The sequence below is a fragment of the Paenibacillus sp. FSL R10-2788 genome (assembly GCF_038003885.1).
Taxonomy (GTDB): domain Bacteria; phylum Bacillota; class Bacilli; order Paenibacillales; family Paenibacillaceae; genus Paenibacillus_AQ; species Paenibacillus_AQ odorifer.
In genome coordinates, this window is sequence record NZ_JBBOQA010000001.1 from 1,277,528 (window position 1) to 1,291,883 (window position 14,356).

The following is a 14,356-nucleotide window of genomic DNA, read 5'->3' on the forward strand; positions in this document are numbered from 1 at the left end:
GAAGGGCTTCCGATGAAAATACAGCATATCCGCAACGCGACCCTATGGCTAGAGTATGGTGGCAGTACATTTTTAATTGATCCTATGTTGAGTGAACAGGGTGCTAATCCACCTATTTTTAATACTGAAAATGATCGCCGCAATCCGCTCGTTCCTTTGCCGGGAGCCGTAGAACAATGGTTGAGTCCTAATGCAATTCTTGTCACACATCTTCATCAGGATCATTGGGATGCCGCTGCCATTTCTTTGTTGCCGCATGATCTACCACTATTATGTCAGGAAGGAGATGGAGATAAATTAGCGAAGCAGGGGTTTGAGCATACCACGGAAATTAGCGATTCACTGACGTTTAATGGAATAACTATAACACGTACGGATGGACGGCATGGCACTGGAGTGACTGGTAAACTTATGGGTAAGGTATCCGGGTTTGTGTTTCAGGCGGAAGGCGAACCTGTTCTATATGTGGCTGGAGATACGATTTGGTGTGATAAGGTGAAAATGGCATTGGACGTTTTTAAACCTGAGGTGACAGTTGTGAATGCTGGTGGTGCGCAGTTTTTAAGCGGATGTCATATTACAATGAATGAGCAGGATGTCGTAGACTTATGTGAATATGCACCTTCTACTAAAGTGATTGCTGTGCACATGGACGCCATTAACCATTGTTTGGTTACCCGAGATAAGCTAAAAGCTCATTTAGAGAAGGAATCGTTGGGGGATCGGGTACAGCTTCCGCAGGATGGAGAATGGTGTAATCTATAGACGGAGAGGGATGGAAATCTCTTTGAAAAATCTAGAAGCGGCCGAATCATAGCATAAATTTGAAAACGATCACAAAAATTATTTTGCCCGCTTGACTAGACCTTGAAATCATGATAAATTAATTCATGTTCACTTGTAATGTTCCCTGATAGCTCAGTTGGTAGAGCACTCGACTGTTAATCGAGTTGTCACAGGTTCGAGTCCTGTTCGGGGAGCCATTTTCATGGAGAGATACCCAAGTGGCTATAAGGGGACCCTCTGCTAAGGGGTTAGACTGCGTAAGCGGTGCGTGGGTTCGAATCCCACTCTCTCCGTTCTGAATTACATAAGAAGAGCTTCCATTCTGGGAGCTCTTTTTTGTTGTGTAAATTTATTTTTCGGTTGCTATATGCGATTCTGAGAAACGGTGAATTCAATATTTTGGAAGGGGAATGGAGTGGAGGGATCGAATGTTTATTTGATAAGTGTGAAGAGTTTAAAGGAGGAGCATGAAAACTATAAATCAAATACAAACAAAACCGTCAAGCCGATATGATAGTTTTGATCCGGATCAAGAGGGAAATAAAAATACTATTTTTGCCGACGTAATAATTGATGGTAGATCTCTTTACCAAATGTTAAAAAAATATGATAGGGTTCCTTCCCTCGGGTGGGGTAGTGAAGAGCATCAAAGGAAAATGATTAACTATTTTTTGTTAAACGAAATGCATGAATATTTGTACTGCAGGTACCCAATATTAGTCTGTCCCTGGTGTGGCGATGAAGAATGTGGCTTTATATCAGTGTTTATTGAGAGAGAAGGGGATCTTATTATATGGAGAGATTTCAAATTAGAATCCGGTAATAAGGCTATTGATATAGGCCCTTTTTGCTTTAAATGGGATGAATACGAAAAAGTTATTAGAGAGACATTTGAAACTGCGGGGATTCAATAAGATGTGCTCAAATAATTTATATGGGAAAGATCTATGAGTAAATCCAATTACTACATGATCAAAGGAGTGGAATCAACATGGAACTGTTTAAGCAAATCCCCTTGTACAGATTTTTGGCATTATGCAATGAAAGTGGTATGGAAAAAAACATATTAGACTGCGGAGCGGGAGGGGATTCACCTCCACTAAGTTTGTTTGCGAACTATGGATACAGTACAAACGGAATTGAGATGAATGACGAACAAATTAAAAGAGCTAATCAGTTCGCAACTGAAAGGGGACAGATTCTAAATATACAACAAGGCGACATGAGACAGTTGGCGCTAAGTGATGAGTCAATGAGTTTTGTGTATTCGTATAACTCTATTTTTCATATGAGAAAACAAGATGTAAAAAAAGCGATAAATGAAATGAAACGAGTTCTAAAACCTAATGGATTATTATTTGTAAATTTTTTAACCCTAAAGGATTTTAGAGTCGGCGATGGAGTTGATTTGGGGGATAATCAGTTTGAACAAATGGAAGATGATGAATTCGTAATACACTCTTATTATGATTATCATGAGGCGGATTCTATGTTTGATGATTTGCAGTTAATATACAAAGAAGATCGAGTACTGGAAAGAAAGTTTGAAGGTGAATGGATACGACAAGGATTTATCGATTACATATATAAAAAATAGCTGGATGCTGAAGAACATATTAGTAGCTCCGAAAAAGCTAGATATCTGCGAACAATACGTTCACGCTGTGGACCACGAGGTGTTGGTTCGATAGAAGGTAAAGGTTTGAAGAAGAGTTAGCCAGGTGGACAACCCCACGAGTCTAATGCTAACGACTGTTTCCTAGGGTGATTTAAGCCGCTTGAATGTCAATCAGCACTTGATACTTGTTCGCAACCAATATACTTCGGGGGGGGATTTCAGATGGATGTAATTATAAATAACTCAATGATTCAGTTGATTCAAGGAGATATAACTAAATTAGATGTTGATGCTATCGTCAATGCAGCAAACACAAGCTTGATGGGTGGAGGCGGAGTTGATGGAGCTATCCATAGAGCTGGTGGAAAAGCGATATTAGAGGATTGCATGAAAATTCGTAACCAAAGGGGAGGTTGTGAGGTTGGAGAAGCGGTAATAACAACAGGAGGAAATCTGAAATGTAAATTTGTTATTCATACCGTTGGTCCTGTTTGGAATAGTGGAAAGAATAACGAAGAAGAGAAGTTAAGGAATTGCTATAAAAATTTATTAATATTAGCTGAATCTAATGAAGTAACAAGTATTGCGATACCTAATATAAGTACTGGAATATATAATTTTCCGAAAGATCTTGCTTGTAGCATAGCTATAGATGAAGTTTCAAAATATATTATAAATAATAAGTCGGAAATAAATAAGATTGTTTTTATATGTTTCGATGAAGCGAACTATGAACTATATAGGAATGAATTAAAGAGATTTTGTTAGAATTTTGATGATTACCAAAAAAGGAGATGTGCCAATGAATAACAGATCAGATTTGCTAAATCAGTTTAAGGAATGGAATGGATTTGTTCTAGAAATTATTGATTTAGATTGGAAAACACCCATCGCTGAAGGAAAATGGACCATTCATGATGTTGTTAGTCATATTTTATTATGGGATAAATACTTCTATGAATCGACGATAGAACCGATAGCATGCGATAAAGCGATAACACTTCAACTTATTGATTTCGATCAATTCAATAATGATGCTGTTACATATGGTCAAACAAAAACCAAAGACGAATTAATAGAATTGACTGTGAAGTATCGTAACTTAATATTAGATTGTATAAGTAGTCTTGAAGAGGGGAAATACTCAGACAAATATGTGGACGGAAGGTTTTCCTTTGAGTCCTATTTAAAGGATTTTATATCGCATGACCTACATCATATGACGCAGATTAAAGAATTAAAAAAGAAAATGATGAGTAATTGACTCGTGACGGAAGTTCAAAGAATGGAGCTGACCACCATAATTAGCTTTCTCTCACTCGATTATTGTGTGGGACAGAGCTTTTTTTTGCGCGAAAATAGAGAAACAACTTGACCGGTAACTCATAATAAACTCGAAAAACACATATCCAAAGAGACAAATGTTATATTATTTATCATTAAATGCAATCTGTAGGTAAAATCAAAGACTCTCCCTCTGAAAATCAAACTTTAAAAATCTCCATAATTCTCCTATTTTCTTCTCTTTACCCACTTTCTATCTTTATACATCCCAAAGGATTAACTTAAAATGTTATGTAATATAACATAAAATATTGAATATTATAGTAAAAACCACAAATTTTACTGACGCATGTATATTACTGTGTTAATATAAGTGACATAAAACGATGAAAATGAATGTAAGCTAAAGAAAGGTGTTTTTAAAAATAAATATGGGGATTGGGGGACGGCGATGGAGTATTTCATTCAACAGTTAATTAACGGGATTTCTGTAGGGAGTATCTATGCTCTGATCGCACTTGGGTACACCATGGTTTACGGGATTATTAAATTGATCAATTTCGCCCATGGGGATGTGTTTATGGTTGGGTCGTTTATTGGATTGTTCAGTGCCAGGTACTTGGCTTCAGCAGGGCTTTCTCCGATACTGGTCTTACTTATCTCATTGGTGATCTCTATGACAATCAGTGCGTTGCTGGGGATGTCAATCGAACGGCTAGCATACAAACCTCTACGAAAAGCTTCGCGAATCGCTGTGTTGATTACTGCAATTGGCGTTTCTTTTTTGCTGGAATACAGCGGTGTGTTTGTGCTTGGTCCTCAGGCTAAAGGATTTCCGGAGATTCTTAATAAGCAGCAATACAACTTGTTTGGTTCCTCGATTCAGGTGGACTCCAATCAAATCATGATCTTGGGGACGACGGTTATTTTGATGATTATCCTTCAGTATATTGTGCACCGAACAAAGATTGGTAAAGCGATGCGGGCCGTGTCTTTTGATATGGAAGCAGCACGGTTGATGGGGATTAATGTAGATCGGACCATTTCAGCCACCTTCGCTATAGGATCTGCACTTGCGGCAGCAGCAGGCGTTATTTTCGGAATGACTTACAATTCAGTGGATCCGATGATGGGGGTACTTCCGGGGCTTAAAGCTTTTGTGGCTGCGGTTTTAGGTGGCATTGGCAGTATTCCTGGTGCTCTGGTAGGGGGACTTCTGCTGGGCACAGTCGAGACAGAGGTTTCTTCTCTGGGATATTCTTCGTGGCGTGATGGTGTGGCATTTGCTGTACTCATCCTAATCCTTATCTTTAAACCATCCGGGCTATTTGGTAAAAATGTCCGCGAGAAAGTGTAGGGAGATGCCGTATGAAGAAGATAAATAAGTCATTTTGGATAGGCATTGTCTTTTCTATCATGCTTTATATCATTATTCAAGTTCTTCTAACAACGGGAATATTTGATGATGTCATGGAGTCTACGCTAATTCTAATTTGTATAAATGTCATGCTGGCGGTGTCTTTGAATCTGATTAATGGGATAACGGGGCAATTCTCAATCGGGCATGCTGGATTTATGTCCATTGGTGCTTATGTTTCTTCCATCTTAACTTTGAACTTTGATATGCCATTCGTGCTGGCGCTAGTGATCTCTGGACTGGTTGCTGCATTTTTCGGTGTGCTAATCGGGATTCCGACCTTGCGGCTGAATGGAGACTATCTGGCGATTGCTACGCTGGGATTTGGTGAGATTATCCGGATTGTCCTGCTCAATACAGAATATGTGGGCGGAGCTTCAGGTCTAAGCGGCATCCCCAATCAAACGACTTGGACGATTATGTTTCTGTTCACATTGGTCACGATTGTTGTGATCAATAACTTTATACGTTCCACTCACGGCCGGGCTTGTATAGCGATTCGTGAGAATGAAATTGCTGCTGAAGCGATGGGGATTAATACAACTTTGTACAAAGTCATTGCTTTTTCACTTGGAGCATTATTTGCGGGAATAGCGGGTGGTCTCTCTGCTCATAAGTTCTACGTCATCAATCCTGGAAGCTTTAATTTTCTAAAATCATTCGAAATTCTAGTCATGGTTGTGTTAGGTGGACTAGGAAGTACAAGCGGGGCCATCGTGGGTGCGATTGTACTGACGGTGCTCTTCACGGTGCTTCAGGAATATCCGGAGCTGCGGATGATTATTTACTCGGCGATTCTAATTCTGATGATGATTTTTCGGCCTAAGGGGCTGCTTGGCAGCACGGGTTTTTCTTTCTTGAAATGGTCTAAAAAGGAGGTCAAACCAAGTGACAGCATCAACAGTGGAAGTGCTTCTTGATGTTCAACAAGCAAGTCGTGCATTTGGCGGGCTTAAGGCGCTTAACGAGGTATCTCTCCATATTAATAAAGGCGAGTTGATTGGGCTCATCGGACCTAATGGCGCAGGAAAAACAACCCTTTTTAACTTGCTGACAGGTGTATACCCGCCTTCCAGTGGCGATATTATCCTCAGCAATCAGGCAGTAGGCGGGATGAAGCCTTATCGGATTAACCGAAAAGGGGCAGCACGGACATTTCAGAATATCCGTCTATTTACCTCTATGACGGTGCTGGATAACGTTAAGATCGCATTTCACCAGCATGCCAGACATTCGATGTTCACTTCCATGCTCCGCCTGCCTAAGCATTTTGCAGAAGAAAACGAAATTACGCAAAAGGCTATGGATATTCTCAAAATATTTAATCTTGCCGATCAATGTGATGAATGTGCCGGGAATCTTAGCTACGGAAATCAAAGGCGTTTGGAAATTGCGCGCGCGCTTGCAGCAGGACCTAAGCTTTTGCTATTGGATGAACCAGCCGCAGGGATGAACCCGAATGAAACTCGGGATCTAATGAATCTTATTGCCTGGATCCGTGAAGAGTTTGAGCTGACGATCCTGCTTATCGAGCACGATATGTCCCTGGTTATGGGGGTGTGTGACCGGATTTATGTGCTGGATCGCGGAATGTTGATTGCTGAAGGTACGCCCGTTGAAATACGGAATCATCCCAAAGTCATAGAAGCCTATTTGGGACAGGAGGCGTAGTGGACCATGCTTAGCGTACAGGGGATCAATGTATATTATGGGGCTATTCATGCTTTGAAGGATTTAAGTATGAATGTAAAAGAAGGTGAGATTGTAACTCTAATCGGCGCAAATGGAGCGGGTAAGTCCACATTGCTTAAGACGCTTTCGGGACTACTGAAACCCAAAACAGGCAGTATAGATTTCATGGATAAGTCTATTACGAATCAGAGTGTTCAGTCCATCGTAAAACAGGGGCTTATTCATTGTCCGGAAGGCAGGCGTGTATTTGCTAATATGTCTGTGGAAGAAAATCTGGAGCTAGGAGCTTTTTTACAAGATTCGGGCAGCTTAGCTGCTGATTTTGCCAAGGTCTACTCCACCTTCCCGCGTCTTTTAGAAAGAAAAAAACAGCTTGCCGGCACATTATCCGGCGGGGAGCAGCAGATGCTTGCTATGGGGCGTGCGATGATGGGGCATCCCAAGCTTTTATTATTAGATGAACCCTCGATGGGGCTTGCTCCATTACTCGTTCAGGATATTTTTCGAATCATCCAGGAAGTAAATGCCTCTGGAACAACAGTGCTTCTTGTAGAACAAAATGCCCATCAGGCGCTTAAAATTGCTCATCGGGCTTACGTTCTTGAGACGGGCAGAGTGGTGCTTGAGGGAGATGCCAAGGAATTGGCAGATTCGGAAGAGATCAGAATGGCTTATCTGGGACATTAATTCATCGGCTAGTTCATAACAGCATCACAGAAAGAACCTATAAATTATTTATTTTGGGAGGCTGGAAGAGGATGAAGAAAATCGGGGCCATATTGCTGATTGCGTTACTGGCTGGTGGATTGCTGGCAGGCTGTGGGAACAAGACAGACAACACTACTGCTGAAGGTGGGAATGCTGGCGGAGGGACCATCAAGATTGGAGCAGACCTTGAGCTTACAGGCGGCCAGGCTTCCTTCGGTGATTCTGCACTCAAAGGGGCAAAGCTGGCGGTAAAAGAAATTAATGACGCAGGTGGAATACTAGGCAAAAAACTTGAACTGATTGAAGCGGATAATGCCTCCAAGTCGGAAGAGGCGACACGCGCAGCGCAAAAGCTGATTACTACCCATAAAGTTGTAGCTATTATCGGTGCAACTACATCTACGAATACACTCGGGATTGTTCCCGTTGCTCAAGAAAAAGGCATCCCGCTGGTTAGCTCCTCAGCCACCAATCCCAAAGTGACAGTTGATGAACGTACTGGAGATTTGAACGAATGGGTATTCCGGGCCTCTTTTATTGATCCTTTCCAAGGTGAAGTAATGGCTAACTTTGCTAAGGATACACTTAAAGCGAAGACGGCTGTTATTTATACGGATGCTTCAAGCGATTATTCCAAAGGGCTGCAGACCTTCTTTAAAGCAACGTTTACTAAGAACGGTGGCTCTATCTTAAGCGAAGAATCCTATCAACAAAAAGATTCTGATTTTAAAGCTGTATTAACACGTATTAAAGAAGCTAATCCCGATGTTATTTATCTTCCAGGCTATTATGAGGAGGTCGGCAAAATCGTAAAGCAAGCTCGCGAAATGGGGATCACCGTTCCGTTTATGGGCGGGGATGGCTGGGATTCACCTCAACTGGCTGAGATTGCCGGAGCGGATGCCCTAAACAATACGTTTATGTCCAATCACTATTCACCTGAAGATAGCTCGCCAGAAGTAAAATCGTTCGTAGATGCCTTCAAGGCTGCTAACGGTGATCTTGTTCCAGATGGGATGGCTGCGCTTGGATATGATGCTGTGAAACTAGTGGCAGACGCGATTACACGTGCAGACTCCACAGAACCTGAGAAGCTGAAGGCTGCACTGGCGGGGACGAAGGATTTACTACTGGCCACGGGTAAAATCACAATGAATGAAACGCATGACCCGGTAAAAGCAGCTGTGGTGCTAAAATTTGTAGATGGAGTACAAACCTTTGAGGCAAAAGTAAATCCATAAGCGTTGTGATTAGAGGCGCGTACCTTTATTGGTGCGCGTTTCTTTTAGTTTAAACTTTTTTTTGAAAAAAGGCTTGTCAAAATTCTTATGGTTTGATATACTCATTTTTGTTGTGACAAGAAAATAACTTGTAAAGCATGGCCCGTTGGTCAAGGGGTTAAGACACCTCCCTTTCACGGAGGTAACATGGGTTCGAATCCCATACGGGTCATATTATGCGGTAGTGGTGGAATGGCAGACACGCTATCTTGAGGGGGTAGTGGGTGTATACCCGTGGAGGTTCGAGTCCTCTCTACCGCATACAAATAAAAAGTAAGAAACCCTTTGTTCGCAGAGGATTTCTTACTTTTTTTTATAAGATCAGAAGTGAAATTCAGTGGCCTCAGGTCATCTCTTAAAAGCCCCAGCATACTGGGGATAGAGCTGTCTTATGCAGTCTGGGCAGATATCATGGGTGAATTGCAAAGAAAGCTGATGCTTTAAGAAATGTTCAATGGTGATCCATTCATCCTTGGGATTACGAATACATTTACAGGAAGCACAGATTGGGATTAGCTCAAAAGATGATGGTAAGGTTGAACGGAGGTTTATGATCTCCGGATGAAGAGGTTCTTCTTTATAGGGGCCCACATCATATAGTGAAATTATAAAAGTGGCTTCTGGGTGCGGATCTGAGAGAAATGGATAGATCTCCAAACGGAAGATTCGTTTCCCTTTATTAGCGGTTTGTATGGAGAATTCGGAAGTATAAACCTGATGCTCTCTGCGGAGTATATATTTCACTGATTCATAAAGCTTGGCCCATTGATCGGGATCGATAATCACATCTTGCATGAGCTCTGAGTAATACGCACCAATCCATTTCTTATTAGTAGAAAGACCATATTCATGACTAAAGGCCTTCCACCTACTGTTGGTGAACTGGATAATCCCATGACTGTTGATCACCACCGCATTGTGCGGTAAAGCTTCAAGTGAATGGATAATGGAAGATGATAAGCATTTTGACAAAAGTCACCGCTCCCTCCTAGAGATCATTCAGGATGATAAGTTAACAAAGGGGGCCAGACGGTATTCTAACAGATACTTGTCACCTGAGTCGCCTCTTATCGTCACTCCAGCCATATGATATAATCGGATAATACATAACAATACTAATTATATACTTTTTTACGTTATTTTGCAATAGGAAATTACGTAAATAAGTAATTTATTTTTAGATGGAGGGCGATTCACCGATGCAGACCATATACGAACGTATAGAATACCTGATTAAGCAGAAAGGTTTGACCAAAAAATCATTCTGTGAGCAGTTAAATATCAGCACAGGTAATATGGGAGATTGGAAGCGGGGGAAGACTACTCCAGGAACACATAAGCTGATTGAGATCGGTGATTTTTTTCATGTTAGTCTGGACTGGCTTATTCTCGGCAAAGATACACCGGATACTGTACGAGAGAGCGGCGTAGACTATGATTTGAGTGATGTTCAGCTATCGGAAAGCCGAGTAGATGAATTACTTCCAGCAGAAAAGAATTTTATCAAGGAATATATAGCTTTTGCTGAATATCGTAAACAGAAAATGGTCGACGAAGAATCTTAAAATCTGCATCTTTACTTTTGAGAAAAGTACATTTATAATAATGAATGTTGACCTCAAACAAATTTATGTTCTATGTTTAACACACCGCGCGGTAGTGGTGGAATGGCAGACACGCTATCTTGAGGGGGTAGTGGGTGTATACCCGTGGAGGTTCGAGTCCTCTCTACCGCATACAGAATGAAGAAAGAGGCCTTGCGATGCAAGGCTTCTTTTTTTGTACATTCCTCAATCACATAACCTACTTCTTTACAAGCGGCACGCATAGATTGGCTTCGAATCCTTCATCATCCGGACCGGACTTTTCCGTGTATTGGATGTAAAAGACTCCATCAGGGTTGAACTTATAACCGGAATCCGGCAGCCATTCATTATGTATATAATTCCAGGTGTGTTGAAAAGCCAACTGAGGGAAACCGTTTGCAGTAAATATAGCATAGGTAGACGCAGAAATTTTCTTATGAACAAGGCCTTCAGGGATACAATCTAACTGCTCGACTTCAACACCAAGGAAAAAATCAGTATCCCATGCGGTATGCTCCCACAATTTAGGCACGGACGTACGATTCTGAAATAGACCGAGATAACAACCGCTGCTTTGAACTTTTGTGGGTATAGCATCAAATTTTGCATCAATATCCAGCTCGCCAAAAACATATTCCCAAAGATTCGCGTATGGCTCCCCGGATGAGTTTACATTTGCCCAGCCAATAACATTTAGTTCGGGTATATCAAGCAGTTGAACAGTCACCGATTATCCCTCCCAGAAAAAATATTCCAACAATATTATAAAATATTCCAAGAGATTAAAGGGTGCTGATATATAGCGATATTATGACGTTCTTTCAAGTTGAAAAGGATACTTTACCGCATAACAACAGGGGGGGGCTGTGTGATGTGGTGAGTATCCTTTTACTAAAGAATTATTTTAAAAGCTTGGAAATATCGGATTCGATCTGCTGTGGAGTGGTTTTAGGAGCAAACCGTTTTAGAACACGGCCATCTTGGTCAACTAGAAACTTCGTAAAGTTCCATTTCACGTTTTTTGAGCCTAAGACACCAGGGGCTTCCTTAGATAAGTATTTGAATAATGGATGTGCTTCATCACCTTTTACATCAATCTTCTCGAACATAGGAAAGGTTACCCCATAATTAATCTCGCAGTATTCCGCAATTTCATCACTTTCGCCAGGCTCTTGTCCAGCAAATTGATTGCTTGGAAATCCTAATACTTCGAACCCGCGGTCCTTAAACTTCTCGTACACTTCCTGAAGACCTTTATACTGGGGAGTAAATCCACATTTGCTGGCAGTATTCACAACCAGGAGTACTTTACCTTTGTACTTTGACAATGATTCCTCTTCACCCTTAAGAGTGTTGACCTCAAAATCATAAATACTCATGGATGACACCTCCATAGTTAATTTAAGTTTTTAACAATTTAATTGTACACTATTTATGGTCTGGAGCCAAATAAGAAAGTATTATGAATCATTCCTCATCTTCGTTTCAAATCATACCTGTTGTTTAAAGTATAAAGTATGAGCATGACCAATACAGCTTGATGAAGGAGAAGATGACTCATGAAAGCATTATACACAGCAACTACAACAGTCCATGGCGGTCGTGAAGGCTCCATTGAATCCTCGGATGGCGTGTTAAAGCATAATCTAAGCATGCCTAAAGAGCTTGGAGGACCGGGAGGTTCTGGTACCAATCCAGAGCAATTATTCTCGGCTGGTTATGGAGCGTGTTACGAGAGTGCACTCGCGAATATCGCTCGTAAAGAGGGCGTGAAACTCCATGACGTGGAGGTAACTTGTAATGTGTCCATTGGGAAGGATGACAGTGATGGAGGCTTTAGACTAGCTGTGAGAATGGATGTGAAGCTGCCAGGGATTGAGCATGACAAAGCAGAGGAACTGGCGAAGAAGGCTCACGAATTCTGTCCTTACTCCAAAGCAACCAGAGGTAATATCGAGGTTGAATTAAAGATTGTTGATTAAATGTATCTGTATATATTTTATGGAAATAATGGCTAAATAGAGACGTAAATCATAAAAGAGTAATAAATAGCTGCCGTGTTAGGCGTCTTTGGTTGACATCACCCTTAAAATTCTTTAATATGTCTAAGTATCTGAGAATGTGCCTGCGTGTGCAATTTACAACCAAAAATTTAAATAATGGGTGATGAAGATGTCTTACAGACCGAATATTACGAATGTGACCAAAGCCAGCAGCAACGATAAGGAAGGATTGTACGAGTTCATTATCAAGCTTGCTGATGGAACGGAGTGCCGCGCGTTTTATCATCGGTTTCCGGAATGGAAAATGACGAACATCAGCCGCCTGCTTAAAACTCCATGTCCAATTTGCCGCAAAGATTTCATCTGCAAATGCATGGAGGCATTCACTGCTGATTTCGAAGGGCAAATGATCGGGGATCAATGGATTGAGAAAGCAATCGCAGAATAATTAAAGAACGGCACTTGATGGCGCGGGAGGATATCCCGCGTTTTTGTTTACCCAAAAAAGCAGAAATTTACGCCTTTAAGACGGAGGGGGAGCCATGAACGAAGAACTGAACCTTATGAAAGATAAGTCCATTGTATTGATAGACGGAGTGTGTCATCTTTGCCAGGGGGTAGTTCGTTTCATTATCCCGCGTGACCCCGAGGCTAAATTTCTATTCGCACCTTTACAGAATGAGATTGCGGCAAATCTAATGAAAGAGTCCGGACTTCAGCCTGGACAATTAAACACGGTGATTTTACTGGAGAACGGAGTGTATTATACAGAGTCGGCCGCTGTGCTAAGAATTGCCCGTAAATTGAGATTTCCTTGGCCTGCCGCATACGTGTTCATCTTAGTACCACGCCCATTGCGCAATGCCCTTTATCGGTATGTAGCTAAGAACCGCTATCGTTGGTTCGGACGTGATGAGCAGTGTATGCTCCCTACCCCAGAGATCAAACGGAGATTTTTGTAAACCATAATCTGGGAGAATGTTATAATGAAACTATAAATTGGTATAGTTTTTTCATATTATCACTAGGGGTGAACGAATAGTGAAACGGAAAGGGCTTCTGCTTTTTATAGTCATGTTGTTATCTTTAAGTATGATCGGTACGGCCTCAGCTGCCCCCAAGCTTCGTATTATGGTGAACAATTCAAGTGTGGATGTTGGTGTGCAAATCGTGTCGGGGAAGACGCTGGTTCCGCTGAAAGCTTTTGAAAGATTCAAGAATACTTCTATTCAATGGGATGCCAATACCAAGCAAGCTACGATTGCTAGAGATTCTATGAAGATTAAGCTTACGGTTGGTTCACGGACGGCTTGGAAGAACTCGGAAGCTGTACAATTGGATGTATCGGCCAAAATAGTGGATGGAAGAGTAGCGGTACCCCTGCGATTTATTGCGGAGGCTCTTGGAGCGAGAGTAACAGTAGATGCTGCTACGAATACAGTCTGGGTTCAGGAACGGGCCAATGCTAAACTTGTGCAGAATTATAATAGTAATGACTTAGTTGTTTCCCGCATAGCTGCTTTGCAATTCCCGGTTGAAGAAAGAGAACCCTCCAAATTGACGGGTGATAATGAAGCATTGTCCATGACGTATTATTTTCCTGAAGGCAGATCTGATGGTTATTTTATAATGTATGGACATTTCGTAAAGTATTATGAGATCAAGGATAATATTGTAAAAGTAGTTTGGGAAGCTGATCTGGATATGTCCAAAGAGGCTACAAATAAAGATTTTACCGCGATATTCGGTTACCCAGTTGCGAAGGAATATGGTAAAGCACCTGTTCTAGCTCCATCTTATGCCTCTTTTTATACGAGTGTTTGGGGAAGTCAGATTATTTATGGAATGGTTCATGCGGATGGAACTACTAAAGTTTCAGGACAGTCTCTGACTTGGGACGATACTAGAAAACCATTTGTCGTGGCTATACCTGGAGAGACCAAGCTTCAGTAATATATAAGTCAAATAAATATGGAGATGAA

The 14,356-nt window shown here is 41.4% G+C and carries 18 protein-coding genes and 5 tRNA genes; 20 read left to right on the forward strand and 3 right to left on the reverse strand.

Annotated features, from left to right (window positions below):
• The first annotated feature begins 12 nt into the window (after positions 1–12).
• The 14 genes from NSQ50_RS05545 (at position 13) to NSQ50_RS05610 (ending at position 9,046) form a co-directional block, all read left to right on the forward strand.
• The gene (locus tag NSQ50_RS05545) at positions 13–765 is read left to right on the forward strand and encodes an MBL fold metallo-hydrolase (RefSeq protein ID WP_076225053.1); all 753 of its coding nucleotides are present in this window, start codon (positions 13–15) and stop codon (positions 763–765) included.
• A gap of 142 nt (positions 766–907) precedes the next feature.
• Positions 908–983 (forward strand) — tRNA-Asn (locus tag NSQ50_RS05550).
• Between the two features lie 7 nt (positions 984–990).
• Positions 991–1,079, forward strand: a tRNA-Ser gene (locus NSQ50_RS05555).
• Positions 1,080–1,253: 174 nt separating this feature from the next.
• Positions 1,254–1,700: an oxidoreductase gene (locus tag NSQ50_RS05560; RefSeq protein ID WP_076224650.1), complete on the forward strand. Its 447-nt coding sequence runs from the start codon at positions 1,254–1,256 to the stop codon at positions 1,698–1,700.
• Between the two features lie 77 nt (positions 1,701–1,777).
• A complete protein-coding gene (locus NSQ50_RS05565) occupies positions 1,778–2,383 on the forward strand; it encodes a class I SAM-dependent methyltransferase (protein WP_036681653.1) in 606 nt (201 codons plus the stop codon).
• Between the two features lie 243 nt (positions 2,384–2,626).
• Positions 2,627–3,172: an O-acetyl-ADP-ribose deacetylase gene (locus NSQ50_RS05570; RefSeq protein WP_218641103.1), complete on the forward strand. Its 546-nt coding sequence runs from the start codon at positions 2,627–2,629 to the stop codon at positions 3,170–3,172.
• Between the two features lie 34 nt (positions 3,173–3,206).
• Positions 3,207–3,668 carry a DinB family protein gene (locus NSQ50_RS05575; RefSeq protein WP_036681655.1) on the forward strand — a complete coding sequence of 154 codons (462 nt, stop codon included), beginning with the start codon at positions 3,207–3,209 and terminating at the stop codon, positions 3,666–3,668.
• Between the two features lie 549 nt (positions 3,669–4,217).
• Positions 4,218–5,045, forward strand: a complete 828-nt coding sequence (locus NSQ50_RS05580) for a branched-chain amino acid ABC transporter permease (RefSeq protein ID WP_370510626.1) — start codon at positions 4,218–4,220, stop codon at positions 5,043–5,045.
• A gap of 11 nt (positions 5,046–5,056) precedes the next feature.
• The gene (locus NSQ50_RS05585; protein ID WP_076137616.1) at positions 5,057–6,025 is read left to right on the forward strand and encodes a branched-chain amino acid ABC transporter permease; all 969 of its coding nucleotides are present in this window, start codon (positions 5,057–5,059) and stop codon (positions 6,023–6,025) included.
• On the forward strand, positions 5,994–6,776 hold the full coding sequence (locus NSQ50_RS05590; RefSeq protein ID WP_076106951.1) for an ABC transporter ATP-binding protein: 783 nt from the start codon (positions 5,994–5,996) through the stop codon (positions 6,774–6,776). The genes NSQ50_RS05585 and NSQ50_RS05590 overlap by 32 nt, the downstream gene beginning before the upstream one ends.
• A gap of 6 nt (positions 6,777–6,782) precedes the next feature.
• A complete protein-coding gene (locus tag NSQ50_RS05595; RefSeq protein ID WP_076106949.1) occupies positions 6,783–7,484 on the forward strand; it encodes an ABC transporter ATP-binding protein in 702 nt (233 codons plus the stop codon).
• Positions 7,485–7,555: 71 nt separating this feature from the next.
• A complete protein-coding gene (locus NSQ50_RS05600) occupies positions 7,556–8,746 on the forward strand; it encodes an ABC transporter substrate-binding protein (RefSeq protein ID WP_076224652.1) in 1,191 nt (396 codons plus the stop codon).
• Between the two features lie 139 nt (positions 8,747–8,885).
• Positions 8,886–8,957: transfer RNA gene (locus NSQ50_RS05605), tRNA-Glu, on the forward strand.
• A gap of 6 nt (positions 8,958–8,963) precedes the next feature.
• A tRNA-Leu gene (locus tag NSQ50_RS05610) sits at positions 8,964–9,046 on the forward strand.
• Between the two features lie 87 nt (positions 9,047–9,133).
• Here the strand turns inward: NSQ50_RS05610 and NSQ50_RS05615 are convergent.
• Positions 9,134–9,757, reverse strand: coding sequence for a hypothetical protein (locus NSQ50_RS05615; protein ID WP_051491199.1), 624 nt, complete (start codon positions 9,755–9,757; stop codon positions 9,134–9,136).
• A 227-nt stretch (positions 9,758–9,984) separates the two neighbouring features.
• Between NSQ50_RS05615 and NSQ50_RS05620 the strand changes: the two genes are divergently transcribed.
• On the forward strand, positions 9,985–10,350 hold the full coding sequence (locus NSQ50_RS05620) for a helix-turn-helix domain-containing protein (protein ID WP_036681672.1): 366 nt from the start codon (positions 9,985–9,987) through the stop codon (positions 10,348–10,350).
• A gap of 88 nt (positions 10,351–10,438) precedes the next feature.
• A tRNA-Leu gene (locus NSQ50_RS05625) sits at positions 10,439–10,521 on the forward strand.
• 67 nt (positions 10,522–10,588) lie between these two features.
• Here the strand turns inward: NSQ50_RS05625 and NSQ50_RS05630 are convergent.
• Both NSQ50_RS05630 and NSQ50_RS05635 read right to left on the reverse strand, forming a co-directional pair.
• Positions 10,589–11,098 (reverse strand): GyrI-like domain-containing protein, encoded by a 510-nt coding sequence (locus NSQ50_RS05630; protein WP_076224655.1) that lies wholly within the window; start codon positions 11,096–11,098, stop codon positions 10,589–10,591.
• 172 nt (positions 11,099–11,270) lie between these two features.
• Complete coding sequence (locus NSQ50_RS05635) at positions 11,271–11,750, reverse strand: glutathione peroxidase (protein WP_036681674.1); 480 nt, start codon at positions 11,748–11,750, stop codon at positions 11,271–11,273.
• A gap of 180 nt (positions 11,751–11,930) precedes the next feature.
• On the opposite strand from NSQ50_RS05635, the gene NSQ50_RS05640 reads away from it, so the two are divergent.
• From NSQ50_RS05640 to NSQ50_RS05655, 4 genes are all read left to right on the forward strand, one after another.
• Positions 11,931–12,353: an organic hydroperoxide resistance protein gene (locus tag NSQ50_RS05640; protein ID WP_036681676.1), complete on the forward strand. Its 423-nt coding sequence runs from the start codon at positions 11,931–11,933 to the stop codon at positions 12,351–12,353.
• Positions 12,354–12,543: 190 nt separating this feature from the next.
• Complete coding sequence (locus tag NSQ50_RS05645) at positions 12,544–12,822, forward strand: hypothetical protein (RefSeq protein WP_036681678.1); 279 nt, start codon at positions 12,544–12,546, stop codon at positions 12,820–12,822.
• A gap of 94 nt (positions 12,823–12,916) precedes the next feature.
• The gene (locus NSQ50_RS05650) at positions 12,917–13,336 is read left to right on the forward strand and encodes a thiol-disulfide oxidoreductase DCC family protein (RefSeq protein WP_038569098.1); all 420 of its coding nucleotides are present in this window, start codon (positions 12,917–12,919) and stop codon (positions 13,334–13,336) included.
• Positions 13,337–13,415: 79 nt separating this feature from the next.
• On the forward strand, positions 13,416–14,327 hold the full coding sequence (locus NSQ50_RS05655) for a copper amine oxidase N-terminal domain-containing protein (RefSeq protein ID WP_076224657.1): 912 nt from the start codon (positions 13,416–13,418) through the stop codon (positions 14,325–14,327).
• Positions 14,328–14,356 lie beyond the last annotated feature (29 nt).

Bases quoted from the DNA above. Each gene is read 5' to 3' on its own strand.
- NSQ50_RS05545 (WP_076225053.1), top strand. From the start codon at position 13: ATGAAAATACAGCATATCCGCAACGCGACCCTATGGCTAGAGTATGGT.
- NSQ50_RS05635 (WP_036681674.1), bottom strand. From the start codon at position 11,750: ATGAGTATTTATGATTTTGAGGTCAACACTCTTAAGGGTGAAGAGGAA.
- NSQ50_RS05560 (WP_076224650.1), top strand. From the start codon at position 1,254: ATGAAAACTATAAATCAAATACAAACAAAACCGTCAAGCCGATATGAT.
- NSQ50_RS05645 (WP_036681678.1), top strand. From the start codon at position 12,544: ATGTCTTACAGACCGAATATTACGAATGTGACCAAAGCCAGCAGCAAC.
- NSQ50_RS05595 (WP_076106949.1), top strand. From the start codon at position 6,783: ATGCTTAGCGTACAGGGGATCAATGTATATTATGGGGCTATTCATGCT.
- NSQ50_RS05580 (WP_370510626.1), top strand. From the start codon at position 4,218: ATGGTTTACGGGATTATTAAATTGATCAATTTCGCCCATGGGGATGTG.
- NSQ50_RS05575 (WP_036681655.1), top strand. From the start codon at position 3,207: ATGAATAACAGATCAGATTTGCTAAATCAGTTTAAGGAATGGAATGGA.
- NSQ50_RS05565 (WP_036681653.1), top strand. From the start codon at position 1,778: ATGGAACTGTTTAAGCAAATCCCCTTGTACAGATTTTTGGCATTATGC.
- NSQ50_RS05570 (WP_218641103.1), top strand. From the start codon at position 2,627: ATGGATGTAATTATAAATAACTCAATGATTCAGTTGATTCAAGGAGAT.
- NSQ50_RS05600 (WP_076224652.1), top strand. From the start codon at position 7,556: ATGAAGAAAATCGGGGCCATATTGCTGATTGCGTTACTGGCTGGTGGA.
- NSQ50_RS05585 (WP_076137616.1), top strand. From the start codon at position 5,057: ATGAAGAAGATAAATAAGTCATTTTGGATAGGCATTGTCTTTTCTATC.
- NSQ50_RS05620 (WP_036681672.1), top strand. From the start codon at position 9,985: ATGCAGACCATATACGAACGTATAGAATACCTGATTAAGCAGAAAGGT.
- NSQ50_RS05640 (WP_036681676.1), top strand. From the start codon at position 11,931: ATGAAAGCATTATACACAGCAACTACAACAGTCCATGGCGGTCGTGAA.
- NSQ50_RS05650 (WP_038569098.1), top strand. From the start codon at position 12,917: ATGAACGAAGAACTGAACCTTATGAAAGATAAGTCCATTGTATTGATA.